10 protein-coding genes and 1 pseudogene are annotated in these 19580 nt (G+C 59.8%); 5 read left to right on the top strand and 6 right to left on the bottom strand.

Features of this window, described 5'->3' with window-relative positions; all coding sequences use genetic code 11:
- Nucleotides 1-221 (top strand): integrase core domain-containing protein (locus ACODSJ_RS21625; protein WP_489103675.1); only part of this gene is annotated, 221 nt, incomplete at its 5' end.
- Nucleotides 222-432: 211 nt separating this feature from the next.
- Here ACODSJ_RS21625 and ACODSJ_RS21620 read toward each other — a convergent pair.
- Complete coding sequence (locus ACODSJ_RS21620) at nt 433-753, bottom strand: hypothetical protein (protein ID WP_489103674.1); 321 nt, start codon at nt 751-753, stop codon at nt 433-435.
- Nucleotides 754-945: 192 nt separating this feature from the next.
- Here ACODSJ_RS21620 and ACODSJ_RS21615 point away from each other — a divergent pair, with 192 nt between their 5' ends.
- On the top strand, nt 946-1506 hold the full coding sequence (locus ACODSJ_RS21615) for an RNA 2'-phosphotransferase (protein ID WP_489103673.1): 561 nt from the start codon (nt 946-948) through the stop codon (nt 1504-1506).
- Here ACODSJ_RS21615 and ACODSJ_RS21610 read toward each other — a convergent pair.
- The 5 genes from ACODSJ_RS21610 to pmrG form a co-directional block, all read right to left on the bottom strand.
- The gene (locus tag ACODSJ_RS21610; protein ID WP_489103672.1) at nt 1503-1901 is read right to left on the bottom strand and encodes a hypothetical protein; all 399 of its coding nucleotides are present in this window, start codon (nt 1899-1901) and stop codon (nt 1503-1505) included. The two genes, ACODSJ_RS21615 and ACODSJ_RS21610, sit on opposite strands and share 4 nt — an antisense overlap.
- A 6-nt stretch (nt 1902-1907) precedes the next feature.
- Nucleotides 1908-10817, bottom strand: coding sequence for a two-partner secretion domain-containing protein (locus ACODSJ_RS21605; RefSeq protein WP_489103671.1), 8910 nt, complete (start codon nt 10815-10817; stop codon nt 1908-1910).
- Nucleotides 10818-10876: 59 nt separating this feature from the next.
- Nucleotides 10877-12583, bottom strand: a complete 1707-nt coding sequence (locus ACODSJ_RS21600; protein WP_489103670.1) for a ShlB/FhaC/HecB family hemolysin secretion/activation protein — start codon at nt 12581-12583, stop codon at nt 10877-10879.
- A 357-nt stretch (nt 12584-12940) separates the two neighbouring features.
- The gene (locus ACODSJ_RS21595; protein WP_489103669.1) at nt 12941-13789 is read right to left on the bottom strand and encodes a phosphatase PAP2 family protein; all 849 of its coding nucleotides are present in this window, start codon (nt 13787-13789) and stop codon (nt 12941-12943) included.
- Between the two features lie 24 nt (nt 13790-13813).
- The gene (pmrG, locus tag ACODSJ_RS21590) at nt 13814-14506 is read right to left on the bottom strand and encodes a lipopolysaccharide core heptose(II)-phosphate phosphatase PmrG (RefSeq protein ID WP_489103668.1); all 693 of its coding nucleotides are present in this window, start codon (nt 14504-14506) and stop codon (nt 13814-13816) included.
- A gap of 311 nt (nt 14507-14817) precedes the next feature.
- On the opposite strand from pmrG, the pseudogene ACODSJ_RS21585 reads away from it, so the two are divergent.
- The 3 genes and pseudogenes from ACODSJ_RS21585 to ACODSJ_RS21575 all read left to right on the top strand — a co-directional run.
- Nucleotides 14818-15864, top strand: a pseudogene (locus ACODSJ_RS21585) (methyl-accepting chemotaxis protein); the annotation flags it as partial.
- A gap of 42 nt (nt 15865-15906) precedes the next feature.
- Entirely contained in the window at nt 15907-16770 is an 864-nt protein-coding gene (locus tag ACODSJ_RS21580) for a methyl-accepting chemotaxis protein (protein ID WP_489103677.1), read from the top strand.
- A gap of 288 nt (nt 16771-17058) precedes the next feature.
- Nucleotides 17059-19578 (top strand): Tc toxin subunit A, encoded by a 2520-nt coding sequence (locus ACODSJ_RS21575; RefSeq protein WP_489103667.1) that lies wholly within the window; start codon nt 17059-17061, stop codon nt 19576-19578.
- Nucleotides 19579-19580: the final 2 nt, after the last annotated feature.

Below are 19580 nucleotides of genomic sequence, written 5' to 3'. Positions count from 1 at the left end.
TGACCACACCTGTGCGCAGCCCGCAGAGCAACGGCATGGCCGAGAGCTTCGTGAAGACGATCAAGCGTGACTACGTGGCACACATGCCCAAGCCGGATCGAGAAACGGCCTTACGCAACCTGGCAATTGCCTTCGAACACTACAACGAGCAGCATCCGCACAGCGCTTTGAACTATCGCTCGCCGAGGGAATTCAGGCGCTTGGCAGCAGCATCAATTTAACGGGGAGTTGGTGTCCGGTTTGGTAGGGGCAAGTCCACTCGTCGTGATTATCCGCGATGTTTCAAGCAATAAATGATAAGCGGGAAAAACCTCGCTTTAAGGAAAAGCGGACAGGTTTATTTATGAAACCGCCCCCCCTAGATCACAAAATAAATCCATCCCCTTTTCCCTCTTCTCGCTTTCGGGCAAGTGCTCCCTCCCTGTAATTCTACTAATAATCATTCAAACCACAGAAACCAACAAAGTCTGAAATTTGCATTTCCGCGAAACTCTCTTCTCCTGAATCAAGAAGATCTTGAACAACAACCACTCCTCTTACAAAATCAAACTCAACATCAAAGCAGTTAAACTCACACTGTCTAGCCAAAACCTTATCGAAGTCAGCTCCTTGCTGAAGAGCTTCTCTTAAAACCTTACGAACATGAGGACTCAACTCTTGAGCAACAAACTGTTCAACCACTCTATTATTTGCCATAGCCTCTTCATACCCTTTTATCGTATCTTCAGTAGCTTCAATCAACTCGCCCGACACGATTCACCCAAACTATCAAACCAATGCTTTTGATTGATGTGGCAAATACTGGCTTAAAAAGCCATTGGTCATGCATAGCGCTTACTCAGCAACGAGAGAGAGAGAGAGCAGAAATAATACAGATCGCCCAGAGCTTCCATCTCACCACAACAAATTGCAAAATATCTATAAAACAGACCACCCGGGACCATCATGACGACTCAACAAAAACTCGACGAAACCAGCAAATTCCTTAGCTACGTTCTCAGACATGAACCGCAAGCTATCGGCTTGCAGTTAGACAGCGAAGGTTGGGGAGAAATCGAGTCCTTAATAGATGGCGCGACTAAATTTGGTCAAGCGTTGGATATTCCCCTTATTCAAACCGTCGTCAACTGTAGCGATAAAAAACGCTTTAGCATTTCGGATGATGGGCTGCGCATTCGTGCGGTACAAGGGCACTCAATGGCCAATGTGAGGCCTCAACATACAGAGAAAACACCGCCAGAATTTCTCTATCATGGTACTGCGAGCCGGTTTCTGAATTCAATTTGGCAGCGAGGATTGATTGCAGGCTCACGTCATTACGTGCACTTATCGCAAGATATGACGACAGCCATCAATGTTGGTCAACGCTATGGAAGCCCTGTTTTACTCAAAATCGAAGCCTTCCGAATGTTCCAGCAGGGTTTCAAATTCTACCAAGCAGATAACGGCGTCTGGCTTGTCAGCAATGTCCCGGCGGCCCAATTGATCCTATACACCCCATCTTAATCTGTAAGCTCAAAGGATTTCGCCATAACATGCACTGCGATACCCACCGAGTGCAGAAACAACCGATAATGTCTGTAATCAGCTACTCCGAGGGTCCTACCATCAATATCCAACAGCTCTGAACACTCGTACTCTACCAGCGAATTAAGCAAGGAAATATCTCCATCATCCGGACAACTGAAAATATCATGCCCAGGAAACGGCGACTTAAAAAAGTATTTGGCGCGCAGAAACCGAATGCTTTTTTTTGCTATGCCATCAGCAGCCCCCTCCACCTCATAAAATATATCCAGCCTTAAATCACCACCTGAATAATTTATATCAATCCTATCTTCCCCATCAAGAGGCAAAAAAACATCCATATCGAACACTTTCTTTGGCCTGGACAACTTCATACATCATCACCTTCTGGCATTTAAGACTGAACCACCATAGTTTTTATTTAGCTGATTCTGAACCAATTGATCAAAAGTCACATCACCAAACGCTTTAACACCAGTTCTATCAACCCCATACCATTCACTTTTAGGCACCCCTGCATTTATAAGCGCTGTCGAACTCCTCGTATTTGCGATAACTTTCTGACCATCAATAACAACAAAATCCAAGGGCACTTGACTTGGTTTAATCGCCCCTTGCTTCAAAGCTTCAGTGAGATCACTAACCGTATCAATAGACCGCCCTGCGGCTTTGGAATAAATCACTTTCCCCTCATCACTAAATGCCTTAGTTGGCTTAGCTAGAACTTGTGCAAAAGCACCTTCATCCAAAACACCTACTACTGGTGTTTTCGCTACTCCGCTAAATATAGAGCCACCAAGCCCCCAGGCATTTGACAGCCCCTGTATACCCCACATGACCCGCTCGGTATTGGTAGCGGTCTCCCCCGTTATGGGATTCTCTCCACCTGCCGCCATGTAGCCCTGGCACCCTATCCCAACCAGACCAGCCCCGCCACAACCTGCCGTGAACAACTCGTTAGAAAGCCCCTTAAGCTCAGCCTTCGTAGTAGCTGCATTCAAGTCGCTTCTGGCTTTCCCTCCCTCAGCCTGCTCAAACGACGCTGGTTGCAGGACCCATTCCTCACCCCGATCCGTTGTGATCGACTTATCGGTAGCCATGCAATAGCCGTTGGGTGAAGTGGCGCAGGAGACCACATCTCCAGGGTTGGTCGTCCAAACAAAGGCACGCGTGAAATCGCTATCCTCTGCTATCGGCTCGTTCTTGAGAACGCTAAAGCCTTTGGCAATAAGCGATGCAATGTCATCAGATAGTCCCTGGCAATGACTTGACGTAGAGCCTTTGCACGACGCGTCATACTCTTTCTGAAGTCCCGCAAGCGAGATCCTTTCTATATCGCTCAGATGATTGTTCTCAACGGCATTTTTAGCCGTTCCAGCCCCCAACGCAGTGTCAAAGGCGCCTCCCCCTACAAGCGCACCGGATAATCCGCCGGCCAAAGTCGATAGGGCTGAGATGGTTTGCTTTTCTGCATCCGTCAGCTGATCACTGGACTTACCTGGGTAGAGTTGACGGGCGATCAGCTCACCGGCAGTAGCGCCTGCGGCACCGGCCATCGCCGAGCCTCCCTGCGCTTTTGCCAAAACGGCACCCAGTACGGCATGCGCCATCAGGTTGGCTGCGTCGTCTCCTTCCGTCAGTTGTTTAACGGCTTGAGCCAGGTAAGGAGCCGCCCCTCCTCCCACAACCGCTCCAATGTCTCCAGCCAGGATGCCCTGGACAATTCCTGCGACCGCCTGACTGGCCTTTTGAAAACTACTACCTGTCCCGTAGTCGCGCTGGACTTGCTGGCTGATTTGCTCAGGGGTTGGATTAGCCACACCGCTGTCGTTCAACTTTTCACGCGCAACCCGGTAGGCCTCGCTATTTGAATCGTTAGCCTCCTTGATCCTCTCCGCAGCAACCACGCTGCTGATTCCTTTCACCAACTCCACCGAGCTTTTCACCAGCTCGATGCGATCATTCATCGCGTCCTCGTCGGGCCTGTCCAAATGCTCGTTGGCATTTGCAGTGTCGCGATTCAATCCGACAACATCCTTGGCGCCTTCCGGATTGCGAACGATGATCGTGCCTTCGCTCACCGCACTACGTGTGTAGCTCTTGTCGGATTCGCTTAGGGAAATACCGTACAAACTGCCCACCGAGGCGGTTGCGCCTGCGCCAGCGTAGCCGCCCGAGAGACTGATGCCTGCGGATTCGGCTTGAATTTCACTGACGTTCTTGATGTCGCGAGCAACGAGCCGGTCGGTGCTCAGCAGGTTTTTATCTGCCGCAGCATCGCTGGCGATCACGCCACCTTCAAGCGTGGTGGTTTTGCCAACATCAACGGTATAGCCACCCTTTCCGGCGAACATACCGGTCTGCTCCGTGACCCCTTTGTACTCACTGTTCATATTGCCGGCGGCCAAGTTGGCTGAGGCCGTCACGGGGGCGCCGTAGCAGACCGGTGGAATGCAAATACTGGCACCGAAACCGCTGCTGCTTTGTTTGCTCTTCTGCTCTTGAGTGTCCTGACGGGAAATGATGTTGAGGTTGCCATCGATCAACGCGTTGATTTCATCCGCGTGAACCTGTGCCCCCGCCAGCGTCGTGTCGCCGCCGCTGCGCAACAGCAGCGAACCGGTGTCCACCGCGCTGTTGACTTGCGTGACAGAGCTGCCATTGCCCTTACCTTTTGCCAGTTGCGCGCCAAGGTCCAGGGTGAAGCCGTTTTGCTGACCGATATTGAAACTCGCACCGATGGCGGTTTTGTTGTTGCTGTTGTGATTGGACCAATCGGCGGTGTTTTGCGCGCTCTCCAGAAGAATGTTGTTGCTGGCGAGCAATGACGTATTGGCCGCTTTGATACTGCTGCCGATGACGTGCAGATCACCATCGTTCTCCGCCGCATTGCCATTGGCAATGATCGACAAGGTGGCACCCGCGTTAAGGGTGCTTTGCTTGGCGGTTTGGCTGGCGTAGTCGCTGGTGCTTTTGCTGTGGGTATTGGCAAGCTCGGTACCAATTTTGATCAGCGAACCATTACTGGCAGTGCCGCCCTGTTTGTCTGCGAAGCCGGTTTTCTGATCATTGGCATCCGATGCCATGCCGCCAAGGTTGTAGGCCGCCAAGGCAGCCTGGGCCAGCTTCACCGCTTTAAGCCGAGAATCATCCGTGTCTTTAGCGGCCTCGACCGACGAACGAATGGTATTGACCGTATCGACGATCGCACCGCCGATGACACGCCCCACCGCCAGGCTGCTGGCTTTATCGACGGTGCTTTGCTTCGCCGTTTCCATACCCGCTGCAATGGTGACGTTCGAGCCGCGAAGACTCATGTCCTTGGTGCTGACCAAATCGCTGGCGATGACGTTGAGGTCTCCACCGGCCACCAGGCTAACGTTGCCTTTGCTGGAGCCAATAGTGCTACCGGTCAGGGTGGTTTGCGCCGCCGTGCCGTTGTGTTTCTGGTTACTGATCGATAGGTGCTGATTGCCGGTAATGTCGTCAATACCCAGCTTGTTGCCCGTCAATATGCCCGTCAGGTCGCGATTTTTCTCCTTGTGCATTTGGGTGCGGGAGAAGGTGTTTTCTGCGGCGTCGATGGTCAGATCACGTCCCGCACGTACCGTGAGGTCGTCGGTACTGACCAATGCCGAGCCAGTAACGGTAGCGTCACGTTTGGCGACAACAGCGATGGTGTCGCCCGAGATCATGCTGCCGACAGCGGTTGTCTGAGTTTCGGCCAACTTGTCCTGGACCTTGCTCGACTTCAAACCGCCCCAGCTGCTTTTGCTCTGTTTGCGCTCGTGGCGGGCGCTGTTGGAGTCGGTGACCGCGACAATTTCCACGTCGTTGCCAGCCCCCAGGGCGACACTGCCTTTTTCGGATGTGACGTTGCTGCCTTTGATCGTCAGATCATTGCCGGCGGTCAGTACGTTGTTGCCACCCGATGTCACCGAACTGGCAACGTTAGTCACCGTACTGGTCTCATCCAACCGGAACTTCTTCCCAGAAGACGACTTCTTGGTCTTGCTATAGAAGCTGTAATCCGAATCCTCAGCCGATTGCAGCACCAGGTTCGTACCGGCCACCAGATAAGCCTCATCCCCAGCATTGACCTTGCTGGCAACCATCCCCAAAGCCTTCCCTGCACTCAGCGCCACATTCCCACCCGCCGTCACGCTGGTGGACACCTGGCTAATGTGATCCTCAATGCTCTTGACCTTCTTGGTCTTGCCATACGAATGCTGTTCATTCGCCGCCGATGCCAAGGTCAAGTCACCGGTAGCCGCCAGGGCCAGGTTCCGTTTGGCTTCGATCTCACTCGCAACCGCATTGAGGTCACCGCCCGCAATGGCCTGAAAATCCCGACCCGCCGTAACGCTGGAACCATGTTGGGTGATGGTCGAATCACCGTGATTGGCGCCGCGCGTATTGCTGTCCGCTTGCTCGACCACCGTGAGGTTCAGATCACGGGTGGCACGCAATGTGGTGTCGTTACCGCTCTTGAGGACGCTTCCTGTGACGGCGATATCCCGCCCAGCCCCCATCGCCAAATCATGAGTCGCCTCAATCCGCGCCGCACTGTCAGCAAACTCGCGCTGCTCAGTCTTGTAACCCGTGCTGCTGGCATGACGAGTGATGGTCCGCTCGTTGGTCAAGTCGCCGGCCACGGCGGTGACGCTGACATCCCGCCCAGCAATAACCCCTCCCGCCCGGTTAGTCAGGTCATGACTCGCCAACGCCTCCAGCCGATTCCCCGCCTCCATCAACCCACTGTTGACCAGACTGTCGCCGGCTGTCGCCCTCAGGTTGCTGGTCGCGCGCAAGGTGCCGGCGTTGTTCAGGTTCTTGCCCGCGATCAGGCTGACGTCTGAGCCCTGGATCAGCGCGCCATTAGCCGCCAGGCGGTGGTTGGCCTGGGCCAGGTAGAGCACCGGTACCAGCACTTGCTCGTTGTTGACCGTGCGGGTTTCCATCCAGACGATGTCGTGGGTCAGGGCCGCGACTTGTTCGGCGGTGAGGCTCACGCCCAGGGACAGGTGGAGGGCGTCCTTGCTGGCGATGGCGTTGTTCATCAGGTACTTGAACATGCCGTCGTCGGAGTTCTGGCCGTCGAGGAAGCGCTGGCCGGTGCGGGCGATTACCGCTTGCTGAATCAGGCGTTGTTCGTAGAAGCCATCGCCCAGGCGCTTGGCGGCGACGTCGGGGTCGTAGCCCAGGTTGCTCAGCAGGTAGTCCGAGCTCATGAAGCGGCGCATGTCGGTCAGCGCCGGGTTGGTTTCGATCAGGTATTTTTGCGGGTTGGCCTGGAACGAGCGGTCCGGCAGGCCGCGCACTTGGGCCAGCCCGGTGTTTTGCGTCGGCGTGGCCGAGCCGTCGCCGTTCATGCGGAACAGGCCGTTTTGCCCGGTAGGCAGGTCAAAGCCTGGCAGGGTCAGTGGATCGACCTGTTGCTGGGTCAGGTTCGGCGGCAACTGTCGGTTGACGTTGATGCGGGTGGAGAAGGCGTTGTCCGCCTGGGTATCGGTGCGCGGGCCGGCGCCGACGTAGTTGTAGCCGCCGCGCACGACGCCGTTGTTGGCAACGCCTTGGGTGCGGATATCGATCCCGCCGCCGGACTGGATGATCGCGGCGTAGGTCTGGTTGTCGGTGGAGCTTGTTTGGGTGCGAAATTGCGCCAGCTCACGTTCAGTCGTTCCGATGAAACCGCTCATCGCCGCTTCGAGGCCGCCCAGGTCGTTGGCGTTGTAGCCCGGGCTCTGCAGCCAATATTTGTTGGTGAAGTCATTCGCGGCGGCGCGCCAGTCACTCGGGTGGCGCGTGCGCTCGGACATGAAGGTGCGCGAGGTTTCGGTCTCGCCGGTTTCGATGCCGATGTTGTCCAGGCTGACCAGGTTGGCGGTCAATGCACCACCGGCGCCAATGGTGCTGCTCCGGTTGGTCAGGGTGTCGCCCTGAATGTCCAGGTTGCCGCCCGTGGTGATGCTGGAGGCGGCGCTGGCCGCGGTGACTTCGAACTTGTCGCGCTGAGTGATCTGCCAGACGTGGTTTTGCTTGCCACCGCTGCAGTCGCCGGCATTGACGCCTTCGATGCAGCTGACTTCCCTGATCGAGGCGGTGTAGATGCCGGCGTCGTGGGTGGTGAGGACCTCGCGGACGTTATCAATGGTGTTGGCCGCCAGGCGCATGTTGCCATCGCTTTGCAGCGAACCGGAGCTGTTGAGGATGCGGGTGGCACGGGCACCAAGCCCATCGCGGTCGACGCTCAGGTCACCCAGGCTGTAGATGTCGGCGTAACGGTTGGTCAGGCTGTCGACGCGCAGGCGGGTATTGCCGCCGCTGAAGATCAAGCCGTGCTCGTTGAGCAGGGCCCCGGTCGATACGTCCAGTGCGGCGGCGCTGCCCAGTGTGCCGTAGTTGTTGACCGCTGCGGCCGTGACGCTCATGCCCGCCGCCGAGGTCAGGCGACCGTAGCTGTTGAGGACGCCATCGACTTCGACGGTGGTGGTGCCGCCCCCGGCGATGCTGCCGTTTTGCTCCAGATTGACCAGCGCAGCCTTGAGCCCCAAGGTGCCGAGACTGCTCAAGCGGCCGTTGCCCGCGTATTCGCCCGTCAGTTGCAGGTCGATGGCCCCATCGCTACCGATCAGGCCGTCGACCCGCCAGTTGTTCCCCCGGCCAACCAGGCCGTTGGTGCTGAGCAATTGGCCGGTGGCCGTCTGAGTCAACTGACCGACATTCAAGACCAGATTCCCGGCCTGGATCGCGGTGTTGTTGGTCCAGCGGTCAGCCGTCACGTTCAGGTTGCCGTAGGTCACCAGGCGACCACCCGCCTGCCCCAGGTTGGCCTGGCTGATGCCAAACAGCCCCAGGCCGGTGTGGAACAACTTGCCACCTGCGTTCTGGACGCTGCCGCTGTCGAACTTCACGTCCTGGCTGGCGGTTTCCAGGGTGCCGTCGTTGTTGTCGAACAATCCGCCGATGTCGAACGCCGTGGTGCTGTCCCGGCCCAGGGTGCGCAGTTGGCCTGCGTGGTTGCTCAGGCTGGCGGCCAGGATGTCCAGGCTGTCCTGGCTTTCGATGATGCCGACGTTGTTGTTCAGTGCGCCGGTGAGGTCCAGGTCGATGCGATTGGCGCTGACCTGCCCACCGGCGCTGTTGTTCATATCCCGGCCAATGACGTGGACCGTGCCCGTGGCGTACATCCCGCCGTTGCGGTTGTCGATGTCGGCCCCGGCCTGGCTGATGACGATATCGCCCGCCTGTGCTGCCATGCGCCCGCCGTCGTTGAACAGCCCGCTCAAGGCTCTGATGTTCAGGCCTTGGGCCTGGATCGTACCGCCCACGCGATTCACGTCGTAGCCGTTTTTCAAGACGCCGGTGGTACGCGCCTCCAGGGTCGCCTTGACGCTGGACAGCACGCCACCGCGGTTGTCCAGGTTGGTCGCGAAGACAGCCAGGTTGGCGTCCTGGGCAATGATGCGGCCGCCCCGGTTATCGATATCGCCGGTGACGTCCACCTTTACCAGGCCCTTGCCTTGCAGCGTGCCCTGGGCGTTATCCAGGCTGCCGGCGTCGAACTCGACGCCGCCATTACGACTGGCAATCAGGCCTTGGTCGGTGTTGTTGACCACGCCGCTGGCGTCGATCAGCAACTGGCCATTGGCGGCGACGGTGCCTTTGTTGCTGTTGTCCAGGCTCGCGGTGCGCACGGTCACAACGCCTTGGCTGGACAATTCGCCGCCCTGGTTGTTGATCGCGCCCGTGCTGGTGATGTCGAGATTTTTGCCGGTCATGACCAGGCCGGTCAGGTTGTCCAGGCGGCCGAGGATCAGGGTGGCGCTGTTCAGGCTGGATAATTCGCCAGCGGTGTTGTCCAGATAGCCCAGGTTGGCGGTCAAGATGCCTTGGCTGTTGATCAAGCCGCCCTGGGCGTTCAGCACCTGATTGGCCTCCAGGTGCAGTTCGGTGTTGCCGAGGATCCGGCCTTTGTTGCGGTTATCCACCACGTCGCCAGTGACCGTGGTCTTGCGTTGCCCGCTGAACGTACCGCCCTGGTTGTTCAACGCTGCGGTGGTCGTGACATTCAGGTCGCGACTGGCGATGACGGTCTTGCCGCCGTTGTTCAGTTGCTTGGCCGTGAGGGTGACGTCGCCCGAGGTGTTGCGGCTGTTGTCGGCGTTGACGCCGGCTTCGATGATGCCGTTGTTGGTCAACGTGCCGCCGCTGTCCAGGCGAATACGGTCGCGCGCCACCAGGTTGTTCTGGCTGGTCAGGTTGCCCTGGGTTTTGACAGTCAACGCGGTGCCGGCATAGACCGGCCCTTGGGCGTCGAGGCTCGCAGCTTGCACGTTGACCGCCCCCGCCGCCGCCGTCTGCGCCAAACTCAAATGCCCATTCGCATCGAGCTGAATATCCCCGCCACTGGCAACCATCTTGCCGTCCAGCTTCACCCCGCCCCCCGCCTCGGTGCCCACCAACTTGATCGCACCGGCGTACATCCCACCCAACGCCGAGGAGTCGATGGCCAGTTGCGGCTTGGCGCTGCCGTCGTCGGCGCGGGCGGTGGCGTTGAGGGTGGCGGCGTCGACGTCGTTGCGACCGGCGACGATGGTCAGGTTCTTGGCTTGGATCTCGGCGTTGATCTTGGCGCTGCGGGTGATGATTTCGAAGCTGTCGACGTTGTTGGCGTTCAGGCCGGCGCCTTCGATGGCGACGCTGCCCTGGTCGACCTGGTAACCCTTGAGCTGGCCGTTTTCGAGCACGGGCTTGCCGGTGGTCAGCGTCGCCTTGGGCGTGTTGATGAAGCCGCAGCCATTACACGTGACGCCGTAAGGGTTGGCGACGATGACGTGGGCCGACTGCCCCGCCACCTCGGTGTAGCCGCGCAGCTGGCTGGGGTTGCCGCCGTTGACTTCGTTGAGGATGGTGGTGGCGGCCCTGCCCTGCAGGTTCGGGTTGCCGAGGATGATCCCGCCCAGTTGTGTGGACTGGGCGGGGTTGGTGGCGTTGTTGAGGATCACGCCGTTGCTGCCGACGTTGTAGTCCTTGAACTGGTTGTGGGACAGCCCGCTGCCGTTGGGCTTGGCGATGTTGACGACCGGCACGCCATTGCCCGCATGGCCTAGGCTGGTGCCCGGCTTGCTGACCACGATGCCATCGGCCTGGGCCCACATCGGTTGCCAGAACATGACGTTGGCCAGCAGAAACGCCAGCCCGCGCTTGGGCATGCCCCAGAACACATCGCGGGGGCGCACGACGGCAGCGGGTTGGCGGGCCAGGAAGGCGTATTGGCGATCGTCCATGTTCAAGTCTCGTTGCAGCAGGGTTGAAAGGGGTCGTACTTAAGCTCTGTACAAAAAACCTAGAAAAACGCATCCACGCGGAAGTAGATCGGCGCTTCGCGCTCAGTCAGGGCATCCGGGCGTTCCAGGGAATGGGCAAACGTGATGCTGGCGCCCAGGTGCTCACCGCGGGCAAACAGTTCCAGCGAGTTGCTCGACATGCGCCCGTGCTCGTCACCGTTGTAGCGGTCACCGCGAATCACGCCCTGGTCATAACCGAGGCTGGTGCCGTATTCAGCGAACACCGGGCGCAGCCATGGCAGCGTCACCGGGCGACTCCAGCGCAGGTCGTTGCGCCAGTAACCGCCGCTGTCGCCGGACAGTGTCTGGTCCTTGTAGCCGCGCACCGACGACAGCCCGCCCAGACTCATGCGCTGGGGGCTGAACAGCACATCTTCGCTGCGCTGGCCGGTCATCAGGCTGCTGAAGCTGAAGAACTCGCCCCACAGCTGGAACGGTTGCAGGTAGCTGAGGGTGGCGGTGTATTTGCGGTAGCGCGCATCTGGCTGGCCGGGGCCGGGGTCATGATTGCCCTGGGCGTCGAGGGCGCCGATGCCTTCCTGCAAGCCCAGGTCGAGGTTGACAAAGGCGTTGCCGACGCGGCGGCCGTGGTTGATGCCGAACTGCGCCTCGCTGATGCGGTTGCTGCTGCCGGCCAGTTTGCTGTCTTCGATGAAGTTGTTGCTACGCAGGTAGGCCAGGCCGGTGTTGAGGGAGGTTTTGCTCACGGCGTCGCGGTGGATCACCCGCTCGACCCGCACCTGGTGGTTCTGGCTGTCGCCACTTTGCTTGAAGTTGAAACCGTTGGCCTGGCCCAGGGAACGGTACTCGCTCTGGCTGTAGGTGTAGCTGACGTTCCACCAACCAAACGGCAGGTTGTAGTAGAGCATGGCATTGCGCGAAGTTTTCTGGTGATCGCTGACGGCGTCGTGGCCGCCGCGCAAGGCCAGTTGATCAGCCAGGCCCAGGGGGCTGTCCCAGTCCAGGGAGCTGCCCCATTGCTGTTCACCGGTACTTTTCTGGCCGTCGTTGTGCCGCGACAGGCCCACGCGCCAAGGTTTCTGCGGGGTGTTCTTGACCAGCACCTGGCTGCCTCCGATGTTCTGCCCGGGTGCCAACTCCATCTGGGCCTGATTGGACGGCAAACGGTTCAGTTGGTCGACCATCTGCTCGATCTCCCGCAGATTGAGCAGCTCGCCGGGCTTGCCGGGAAAGCTCATGGCCAGTTCCCGTTCGGAGAGGCCGCTGCCCTCGGCGCCCTTCAGGCCTTCGAGCCGGCCTTCGACCACCAGCACTTGCAGGTGACCGCTGGACAGGTCCTGTTGCGGCAGGTAGGCACGGCTGGTGACCAGGCCTTTTTCGATGTAGTGGTCGGTGATGACCTTGAGCAACTGGTTAAGCTGCGGCACGCCCAGGCACTGGTTGATGAAGGGCGCGAGCAGGCGTTGACGCTCGTCTTCAGACAGGGCATCGGCGCCCTTGAGTTCAATGGTCTTGATCGGGAAGCAACGGGTATCGGCAGGCGCCGTAGGCTGGGTCGGCTTCGCATCCTGGCCGGGCAGGTCCTTGAGTTCTTCGAGGCGCCGGCGCTGTTCTTCGAGCAGTCGGCCCTGGCGTTCGCGAATCAGGTCGGTGTCGCCGGGGGATGGCGCAGCCAGAACCGCCGTGGCTGCCCAGTAAGACAGCAACGCAACGACCAGCCTCGTCCTTAAGGCGAATACGGACATGTTCGATCCCTCGATACCAAAATGACAGCCCGCCCGCGGGCGGCTCAAAACCGGGTGCCGGGCTGATCTGCCCAAGCACGGCTACGCAAAAAACTGCGCACACCAGACCCGGTTTATCGCTTTCGGTTCACAAGAGAGGAAAATATCTTCGTAAAAAAGAGACGCATCTCACAGGATGCGTCGTAATTAACACGCAAAACGCGCGTTTCCCGTCGGTTCGTCGCCCGTCACGGAAACGTGGAACCTGATGAACTTTTCTTCACCCCACCGTCCCAAGGGATTCGCTACAGTGGCCCCGCTCATTCAAGAAACTAAGGTTTAGCCCGCTTTGTCGCGGGCTTTTTTTTGCCTGTTTTTTCACATTGACGATTGCGCAGTGCCCAACTCAGCCACGCCTGGCGCCATCGTCGCCGGCCTGGCCTTCAAGACCGGTTGCTGCAAGGCCTCCCGACCATAAAACGCCAGGGCCGTCAGCCAACACGTCAGCCAGACGAAAATGCCCGCCCAGAACGTGTGGGACATGTAGTGCCATCCCTGCAGCACCCGCGTCGTGCCGTAGACAAACCCCAAGGCCAGCGCCCCGTACATCACGGCTTTGGAATGAGGCCAGCGATAACGGCGAGCAACGAAGTACAGCGCCAGCATGGTAAAGCCACCGGAAGCGTGACCACCCGGCCAGCAGCGGCCGTCGCCGGCGACTTTCAGCAGGTTGAAATTCTGGTACCACTCCTTGTGTTCGATCTTCCCGGCGTACTGGGTGGTCTCTACCGGGCAATACACGCTGGTGTGGCCCTTGAGGTAATGGATAACACCGGTGCTGAGGGAAAAGGCGAAGACCACATAGAGAAAGTCACGGCGATGCTTGTGGGCAAAGCGCAGCGGTTTGGTCAGCCGGACCTTGTCCAACAGGCGAAGCACCCCGGCGCGCTTTTCCGGCTTGAGGATCGGCCAGACAAACGACAGCAGCGCCCCGATGATCGCCGCCTCACCCGTCCAGTTCGGAATGATCCGTGCCCATTTGTGGGTGATTTTCTCGAACAGGTGCACGTGCTCCAACGGGAACAACTGTTGCACCGGGTCATAGAAAAAGTCGCTGATGGCGATGTCGATGCGGGTCATGTCGAACAACAGGAACACGACAGCGGCGCAGAGCAGCGGGATTCCGAGATTGAGCCCGTAGAAACGAGCGCGGGCAGACGTCAGCATGGGCGATCCTAAACGTGGGAAAAGTTACGGGAATTTAACCGAGCGCCAGTCGGACGCTTCAATGAAACCGAGCAACCGAGGCGCTTGTGGCTGGGCGGTGGAGACAAACAGCGAAGCACCGTAGCCAAACGTCGAGGCCGATCGTTGGAGCTCGGTTTCCATGGCTTGCATGCATTCACTGTGGGTGACCAGGATCAGGTTGCGGCCGGGTACCTTGTGAGCCAAGGCATTACGCAGCAGGTCATGCCGGCAGTTGGCCAACCAGTCGTCGCCGGTGCTGACCTTGTTGAACATGTACCCTGCCGTCTGCGCGGTGCGCAGCAGGGGACTGTTGTAGATGTCGGCGTTGTCCAGGCCCAACTGTTCGAAACGGGAACCGACGTCCACCGCCACGGCTCGCGCCCGGTCCGTGATGCCTTCGCGTTCATTCAGGCACGCGGCCTTGGAGCGGTCGCAGCGTTCGACATGGCGCACCAGCACGATCATCTCGCCCTTGGCCCAACCATCGACCAGGGCACGGGCGCCAGCAACGTTGCCATGGGCCAGGTCCGGCACGGCCGTCGGGCTCAGCCACCAGAGGCCCAGCGCGATCAGCAGCGGTGCACCGAGCAAAACCAGCACGGCAGTTCGATAGCGGACAAAGCGGCTCGTCTCGATCGAGCGCTTCACGCCGAAAAGGCTCAGTCTCAATTCCACATCAAGCCGCCCCGACGGCATCCCACCTTTCGTTCGATGGCGGGACAGTAGAGACACCGACGTAGGCAGGTAGTGAAAGCAATGTGAAAAAAAGCTTGAGACGGGCGCAGAGCCCGCTTGTGACAGGAATGCTGTTCACTAAGGATGTTTGAGTCTTCGTGGCGAGGGGATTTATCCCCGCTGGGCTGCGCAGCAGCCCCCGGCGAGCCTTGCCCCCACAGTCGCCCCACCGCAGCTGTCAAAAAATATTTACAGATTCTGGCCGCACCGCCGATACAGCCCTGCAACATGCTTTTGCTGGCCCTGAATAACAATAATCTTCCAGCCAACCGATGATCTGCCGCACAACGTTCCTGGAGGGATTGATGAATAGCTGGTTTGGCAACATTAGCGTCAACATGAAATTAGGCCTGGGCTTCGGCCTGGTGCTGCTCCTGACTTGCATCCTGGCCTTGACCGGCTGGACCAGCTTGGGCGGGTTGATCCAGCGCAGCAACTGGATGAGCGACATTACCCAGCTCAACGCTGGCCTGACCAAACTGCGGGTCACTCGCCTGCAATACATGCTGACCGACGGCGACGAGACCGCCGCCCAAAACGTGCAGAACACCCTCGACGCTTTCGTGGTGCAGCAGAGCGCCCTGCTCAGCAGCTTCAAGAGCCCCGAAAACGTCAGGCTGCTCAAGGAGCAAAGCGCAACCATCAGCGCCTATCAAGTCTCCCTGAACAAGATGCGCAGCGCCTACCGCACCGCCAACAGCGCCCGCGATGCCATGGGCGCGAATGCCGAGGTCGCCTACAAACTGATCGAGACCATCGACACCGCCGTGCGGCAAATGGCCCTCAGCGATGAGCGCTTCGAACAATTCCAGGCCATCACCCAGGCCAAGCAGGCGTTCATGCTGGCCCGCTATGAAGTGCGCGGCTACACCGCCAACAGCAACGCCGACACCGAGCGCAAGGCCGTCGCCCAGTTGGACGCCGCCATCGCGACTCTCAAGCCGCTGAACGAGCATTTCGCCGACACCCGGCAAGATGAACTGCGCCAGCTGGAAAACGCCCTGGGCCAATACCGCAGCGCCTTGCAAGCCTTCAAGCTGGCCACGGCCGACGCGGCACTGGCCCGCAAGGAAATGACCGACCAGGGTTCGACCATCGTATCCCTGAGCGAGCAGCTGTATCAGATCCAGCTCGACCGTCGTGACGCCGAGAGCGCCCAGGCCCGCACCCTGCAACTGGTCAGCACGCTGCTGGCCCTGCTGGTGGGCATCATCGCGGCAGTGGTCATCACGCGCCAGATCACCGGCCCGTTGCGCCAGACCCTGGCCGTGGTGGAGCGCATCGCCGGAGGCGACCTGTCGCACACGGTCGTTGTCACCCGCCGCGACGAACTCGGCGCGTTGCAACAAGGCATCGCCCGCATGGGCGTGACCCTGCGCGACCTGATCAGCGGCATCCGCGACGGCGTGACCCAGATCGCCAGCGCCGCCGAAGAATTGTCGGCCGTGACCGAGCAGACCAGCGCCGGGGTCAACAGCCAGAAAGTCGAGACCGATCAGGTCGCGACCGCCATGCATGAGATGACGGCCACGGTCCAGGAAGTGGCGCGCAATGCCGAAGAAGCTTCCCAGGCAGCGGCCGCCGCCGACGGCGAGGCCCGCGAAGGCGACCTGGTGGTCCATGAAGCCATCGCCCAGATCGAACGCCTGGCCAGCGAAGTGGTGCGCTCCACCGACGCCATGACCCTGCTGCAACAGGAAAGCGACAAGATCGGCAGCGTCATGGACGTGATCAAGGCCGTGGCCGAGCAGACCAACCTGCTGGCGCTCAACGCCGCCATCGAAGCGGCACGTGCCGGTGAAGCCGGCCGCGGTTTTGCCGTGGTGGCCGACGAAGTCCGTGGGCTGGCCCAGCGCACGCAGAAATCCACCGAAGAAATCGAAGACCTGGTGGCCGGCCTGCAGAACGGTACCCAGCAAGTGGCCGCCGTGATGAACAACAGCCGCAACCTCACCGACAGCAGCGTGGCCCTGACCCGCAAGGCCGGCGCGTCACTGGAGAACATCACCCGCACGGTGTCGAACATCCAGTCGATGAACCAGCAGATCGCCGCGGCTGCCGAACAGCAGAGCGCCGTCGCCGAGGAAATCAGCCGCAGCATCGTCAACGTACGCGACGTGTCCGAACAGACCGCCGCCGCCAGCGAAGAAACCGCGGCCTCCAGTGTCGAGCTGGCGCGCCTGGGCAATCAGTTGCAGATGCTGGTCAGCCGCTTCCGGGTGTGATCATGGCAAACGCCCGTTTCCATCTGGAAAGGGGCGTTTGGCGTGAAGGACCGTTCAAGGGTTCCAGGGGTCGATGACTTCGATCTCCGGGAACATGGCCATGGCATGGGATTCGAGCAGTTGCTCGCGCTTGCCGACAGGCCTCTATAGCCCTGTGCCCCCCAGAACCACGCACGCATCGCCCTTTCGTACAAATCCTCCGCCCTCGTCCTACCGTCTTTTATGGCTCGCTCCTGTACGGTTTGCCGTGGATCGGGACATTTCGTTCGAACAGGAGATGGATCACACATGGACGTAAGCGACGACTCTTTGTTGCACAGGCTCTTCGAAGTGCCCACGGACAAGGGCAACACCCAGGCCGCTTTCAAGGCGGCCCTGCAGCGCAGGAGACTGCACTCGGTGTTCGACATCATGCGCATGGGCAAGGCGCAGTTCGTCCTTGAACTGGGCGAACACACGAACGTGGACGCCGGGCAGATCTATGACAACGCGGCGTGCTATGCCGGGCAAATCGCCCGTCTGTACCAGGAGCGGCAAATATCCTCTCGCGACACGAGGCCGCGCGTTCGCCGCAGCCTGGGGTCGAACACGGTTTCAGAGTCGACCCGTTATCAGGCACTGTTCAAGGAGAACTGGGAGCAGTTCTGCGAACAAGGAGACATCGCCGCCATCGACTCCCCCGTCGCCTATCTGAGGGCGCTGTATCTGTTTGCCGGGCAGTTGGAAAAGGCCTCCCCGTCCACCGACAAAATCCCCCTGGCGCAACGACGCCCGGACCTTGCGAAGTTGATGCTCGATCGCCAGAGCGCCTTCGTTGCACAGCCGATGCTGGGCATCGTCAATGAAACCTTGCGCAGCCATATCGAGGTACACCTGGCGCGCACCGGCAAGACGGTCAACGCGGTACTGGCCAGCGAACATTACCCCTTCGCCCTGCCCTACGACCTGCATCATCACCAATGCCTGCTTGGGTTGGGCGCAAACAAACCGACACTCGGCGAGTTGAATTACCGGGTGAGCCTGAAGCTGCCGCTTGCCCCGGACGAGTCAGCTTATGGCGTGGTTTCGCAATCACGTATCGAAGCGCAAAGGCTGCTATCCGGGCTCAGCCCCGAGCAGCAGAAACTCCTGCTCGCAAAGCCTGGCTCAGATAGCAACCTCGACGTGCTAAGGAAAAGCTATGGCACTGACGCGATCAACCGGCTGCATGAGCCCGATTTTTTCAAGGAACGCACCGGGCTTGCGACCGAACAGCTCGAACAGTTGATGGCGCAAGGCATCCATACGCCTCGCGCTTCGACCCACAGCCCCGCCTCCAGGCATTACAATTATGGAGCCGCCTATATCAACTGGCCGGAGTCGACGCCAGCGCTGTCGGTGCTCAAGTCGGCCAATACCTTTACCAACGCCTCCCGCGAGCGTTTCGCCCGCATGCAGCGAATGATCCGGCTACAGCGCTGGACCGGCCTGCCGATCGCCGAACTGGACACCCTGCTCGTCAACGCCCTGCGCGCCGAAGGCAGCACGACGATGGCGCTCAACACCAATACCTTGCGCACGCTGGGGGTCTATCGGTACCTGAACCAGCGCCACGGTATCGCGCCCGAGGAGTTCGCGTCGTTACTGCACGACATGCCGACGTGCGCCTGCGGTGAGCGGGCGCCGTTGTTCGACCAGGTGTTCAACCGCACCCGACTGCTCGAACGCCCCCAGGCAGAAGACCTTGCCACGACAGACCTGACGACCTTCAGCTACCTCGGCGCCGGCCTCGGACTGCCCCTGACCGAGGACGCATTGTTGCTGCTGGCCCGGCAGACCGAGAAATACCTTGGGCTGAAACACGACCTGCCGACGATCTCGTCGCTCTACCGCCAGGCCCGTATCGCCAGGATGTTCGGGCTCACACCGCAGGAGTGCACGGGACTGGCCCGTCTGTTGGGCGGGGAGCATTTTTGCGAGACCCTGGTGACCGGGACGCTGCGCACATCAAGGTCCTTCAAGCCCGACATGCTCGATGTGTTGATGGCCCTGGACTGGGCCGTCGACTGGCTCAGGCAGGACAACCGTGACGTGGCGTCGTGGTGTCGCCTGTTCGACACGGTGGAGAACGATTGGCCATTGAATCCGAACCTGGAAAATCGCCTGGCGACGTTGCTGGTCGATGCCGCCCCGGCCGACGAGCAACGGCAGGTGGAAACCCTGCTGCACGACCTGGCGGACGTGTCCGCGGACTATGTTCCTTGCCTGCTGCAAATGGCCGGCACCCAGGCAACGGCGATTGTCGAGGCCATCAAGGCAGCCCCGGGAAACATGCCACGTCCCTTGGCAACGGTGCTTCGTGTGGCCCAGGCCTGCCAGCCATTGCACCTGGGCAGCCGCACGCTTGAACAGTTGATGGATCATCCCAAGTGGCTGGCCGCCAACAGCCCGGCCGCGCTGACGCCGCACACGCTGTACCTGCTCGAACGCTTCAGCCATTGCGCCCGGCACCAGGCGCCATCGGAAGAGGACCTGTTGCATTACTTGCAGCTTGCCAATGAGCGCACGACACAAGCCTCGGAAGCCAACGACCTGCTGGCCCAGTTGCTCAATTGGACCGGCGAGGAAGTGAGTAACCTGACCGCACAGCTGCCACACCAACGCGCCCGGTCCATGGAAACCGTGGATTGGGTCATGCGGTGCCAGGCGTGCTGCAAGGACACCGGGCTGTCGGCGAGGCTCTTGCTCAAGGCCACCGCACTGAACGCCGACAGCGCGACCTCGGACTGGAGGACCGTCGGCGAAGCGCTGATCGCCGCCTGCCACTGACA

The organism is Pseudomonas sp. FG6, assembly GCF_057809015.1.
This window is presented reverse-complemented; position numbering and strand designations above follow the sequence as displayed.

What these genes read in the sequence shown, in the direction of transcription:
- ACODSJ_RS21615 (WP_489103673.1), top strand. Translation starts at nt 946, where the DNA reads ATGACGACTCAACAAAAACTCGACGAAACCAGCAAATTCCTTAGCTAC.
- ACODSJ_RS21610 (WP_489103672.1), bottom strand. Translation starts at nt 1,901, where the DNA reads ATGAAGTTGTCCAGGCCAAAGAAAGTGTTCGATATGGATGTTTTTTTG.
- ACODSJ_RS21605 (WP_489103671.1), bottom strand. Translation starts at nt 10,817, where the DNA reads ATGGACGATCGCCAATACGCCTTCCTGGCCCGCCAACCCGCTGCCGTC.
- ACODSJ_RS21600 (WP_489103670.1), bottom strand. Translation starts at nt 12,583, where the DNA reads ATGTCCGTATTCGCCTTAAGGACGAGGCTGGTCGTTGCGTTGCTGTCT.
- ACODSJ_RS21595 (WP_489103669.1), bottom strand. Translation starts at nt 13,789, where the DNA reads ATGCTGACGTCTGCCCGCGCTCGTTTCTACGGGCTCAATCTCGGAATC.
- pmrG (WP_489103668.1), bottom strand. Translation starts at nt 14,506, where the DNA reads ATGCCGTCGGGGCGGCTTGATGTGGAATTGAGACTGAGCCTTTTCGGC.
- ACODSJ_RS21580 (WP_489103677.1), top strand. Translation starts at nt 15,907, where the DNA reads ATGGGCGTGACCCTGCGCGACCTGATCAGCGGCATCCGCGACGGCGTG.
- ACODSJ_RS21575 (WP_489103667.1), top strand. Translation starts at nt 17,059, where the DNA reads ATGGACGTAAGCGACGACTCTTTGTTGCACAGGCTCTTCGAAGTGCCC.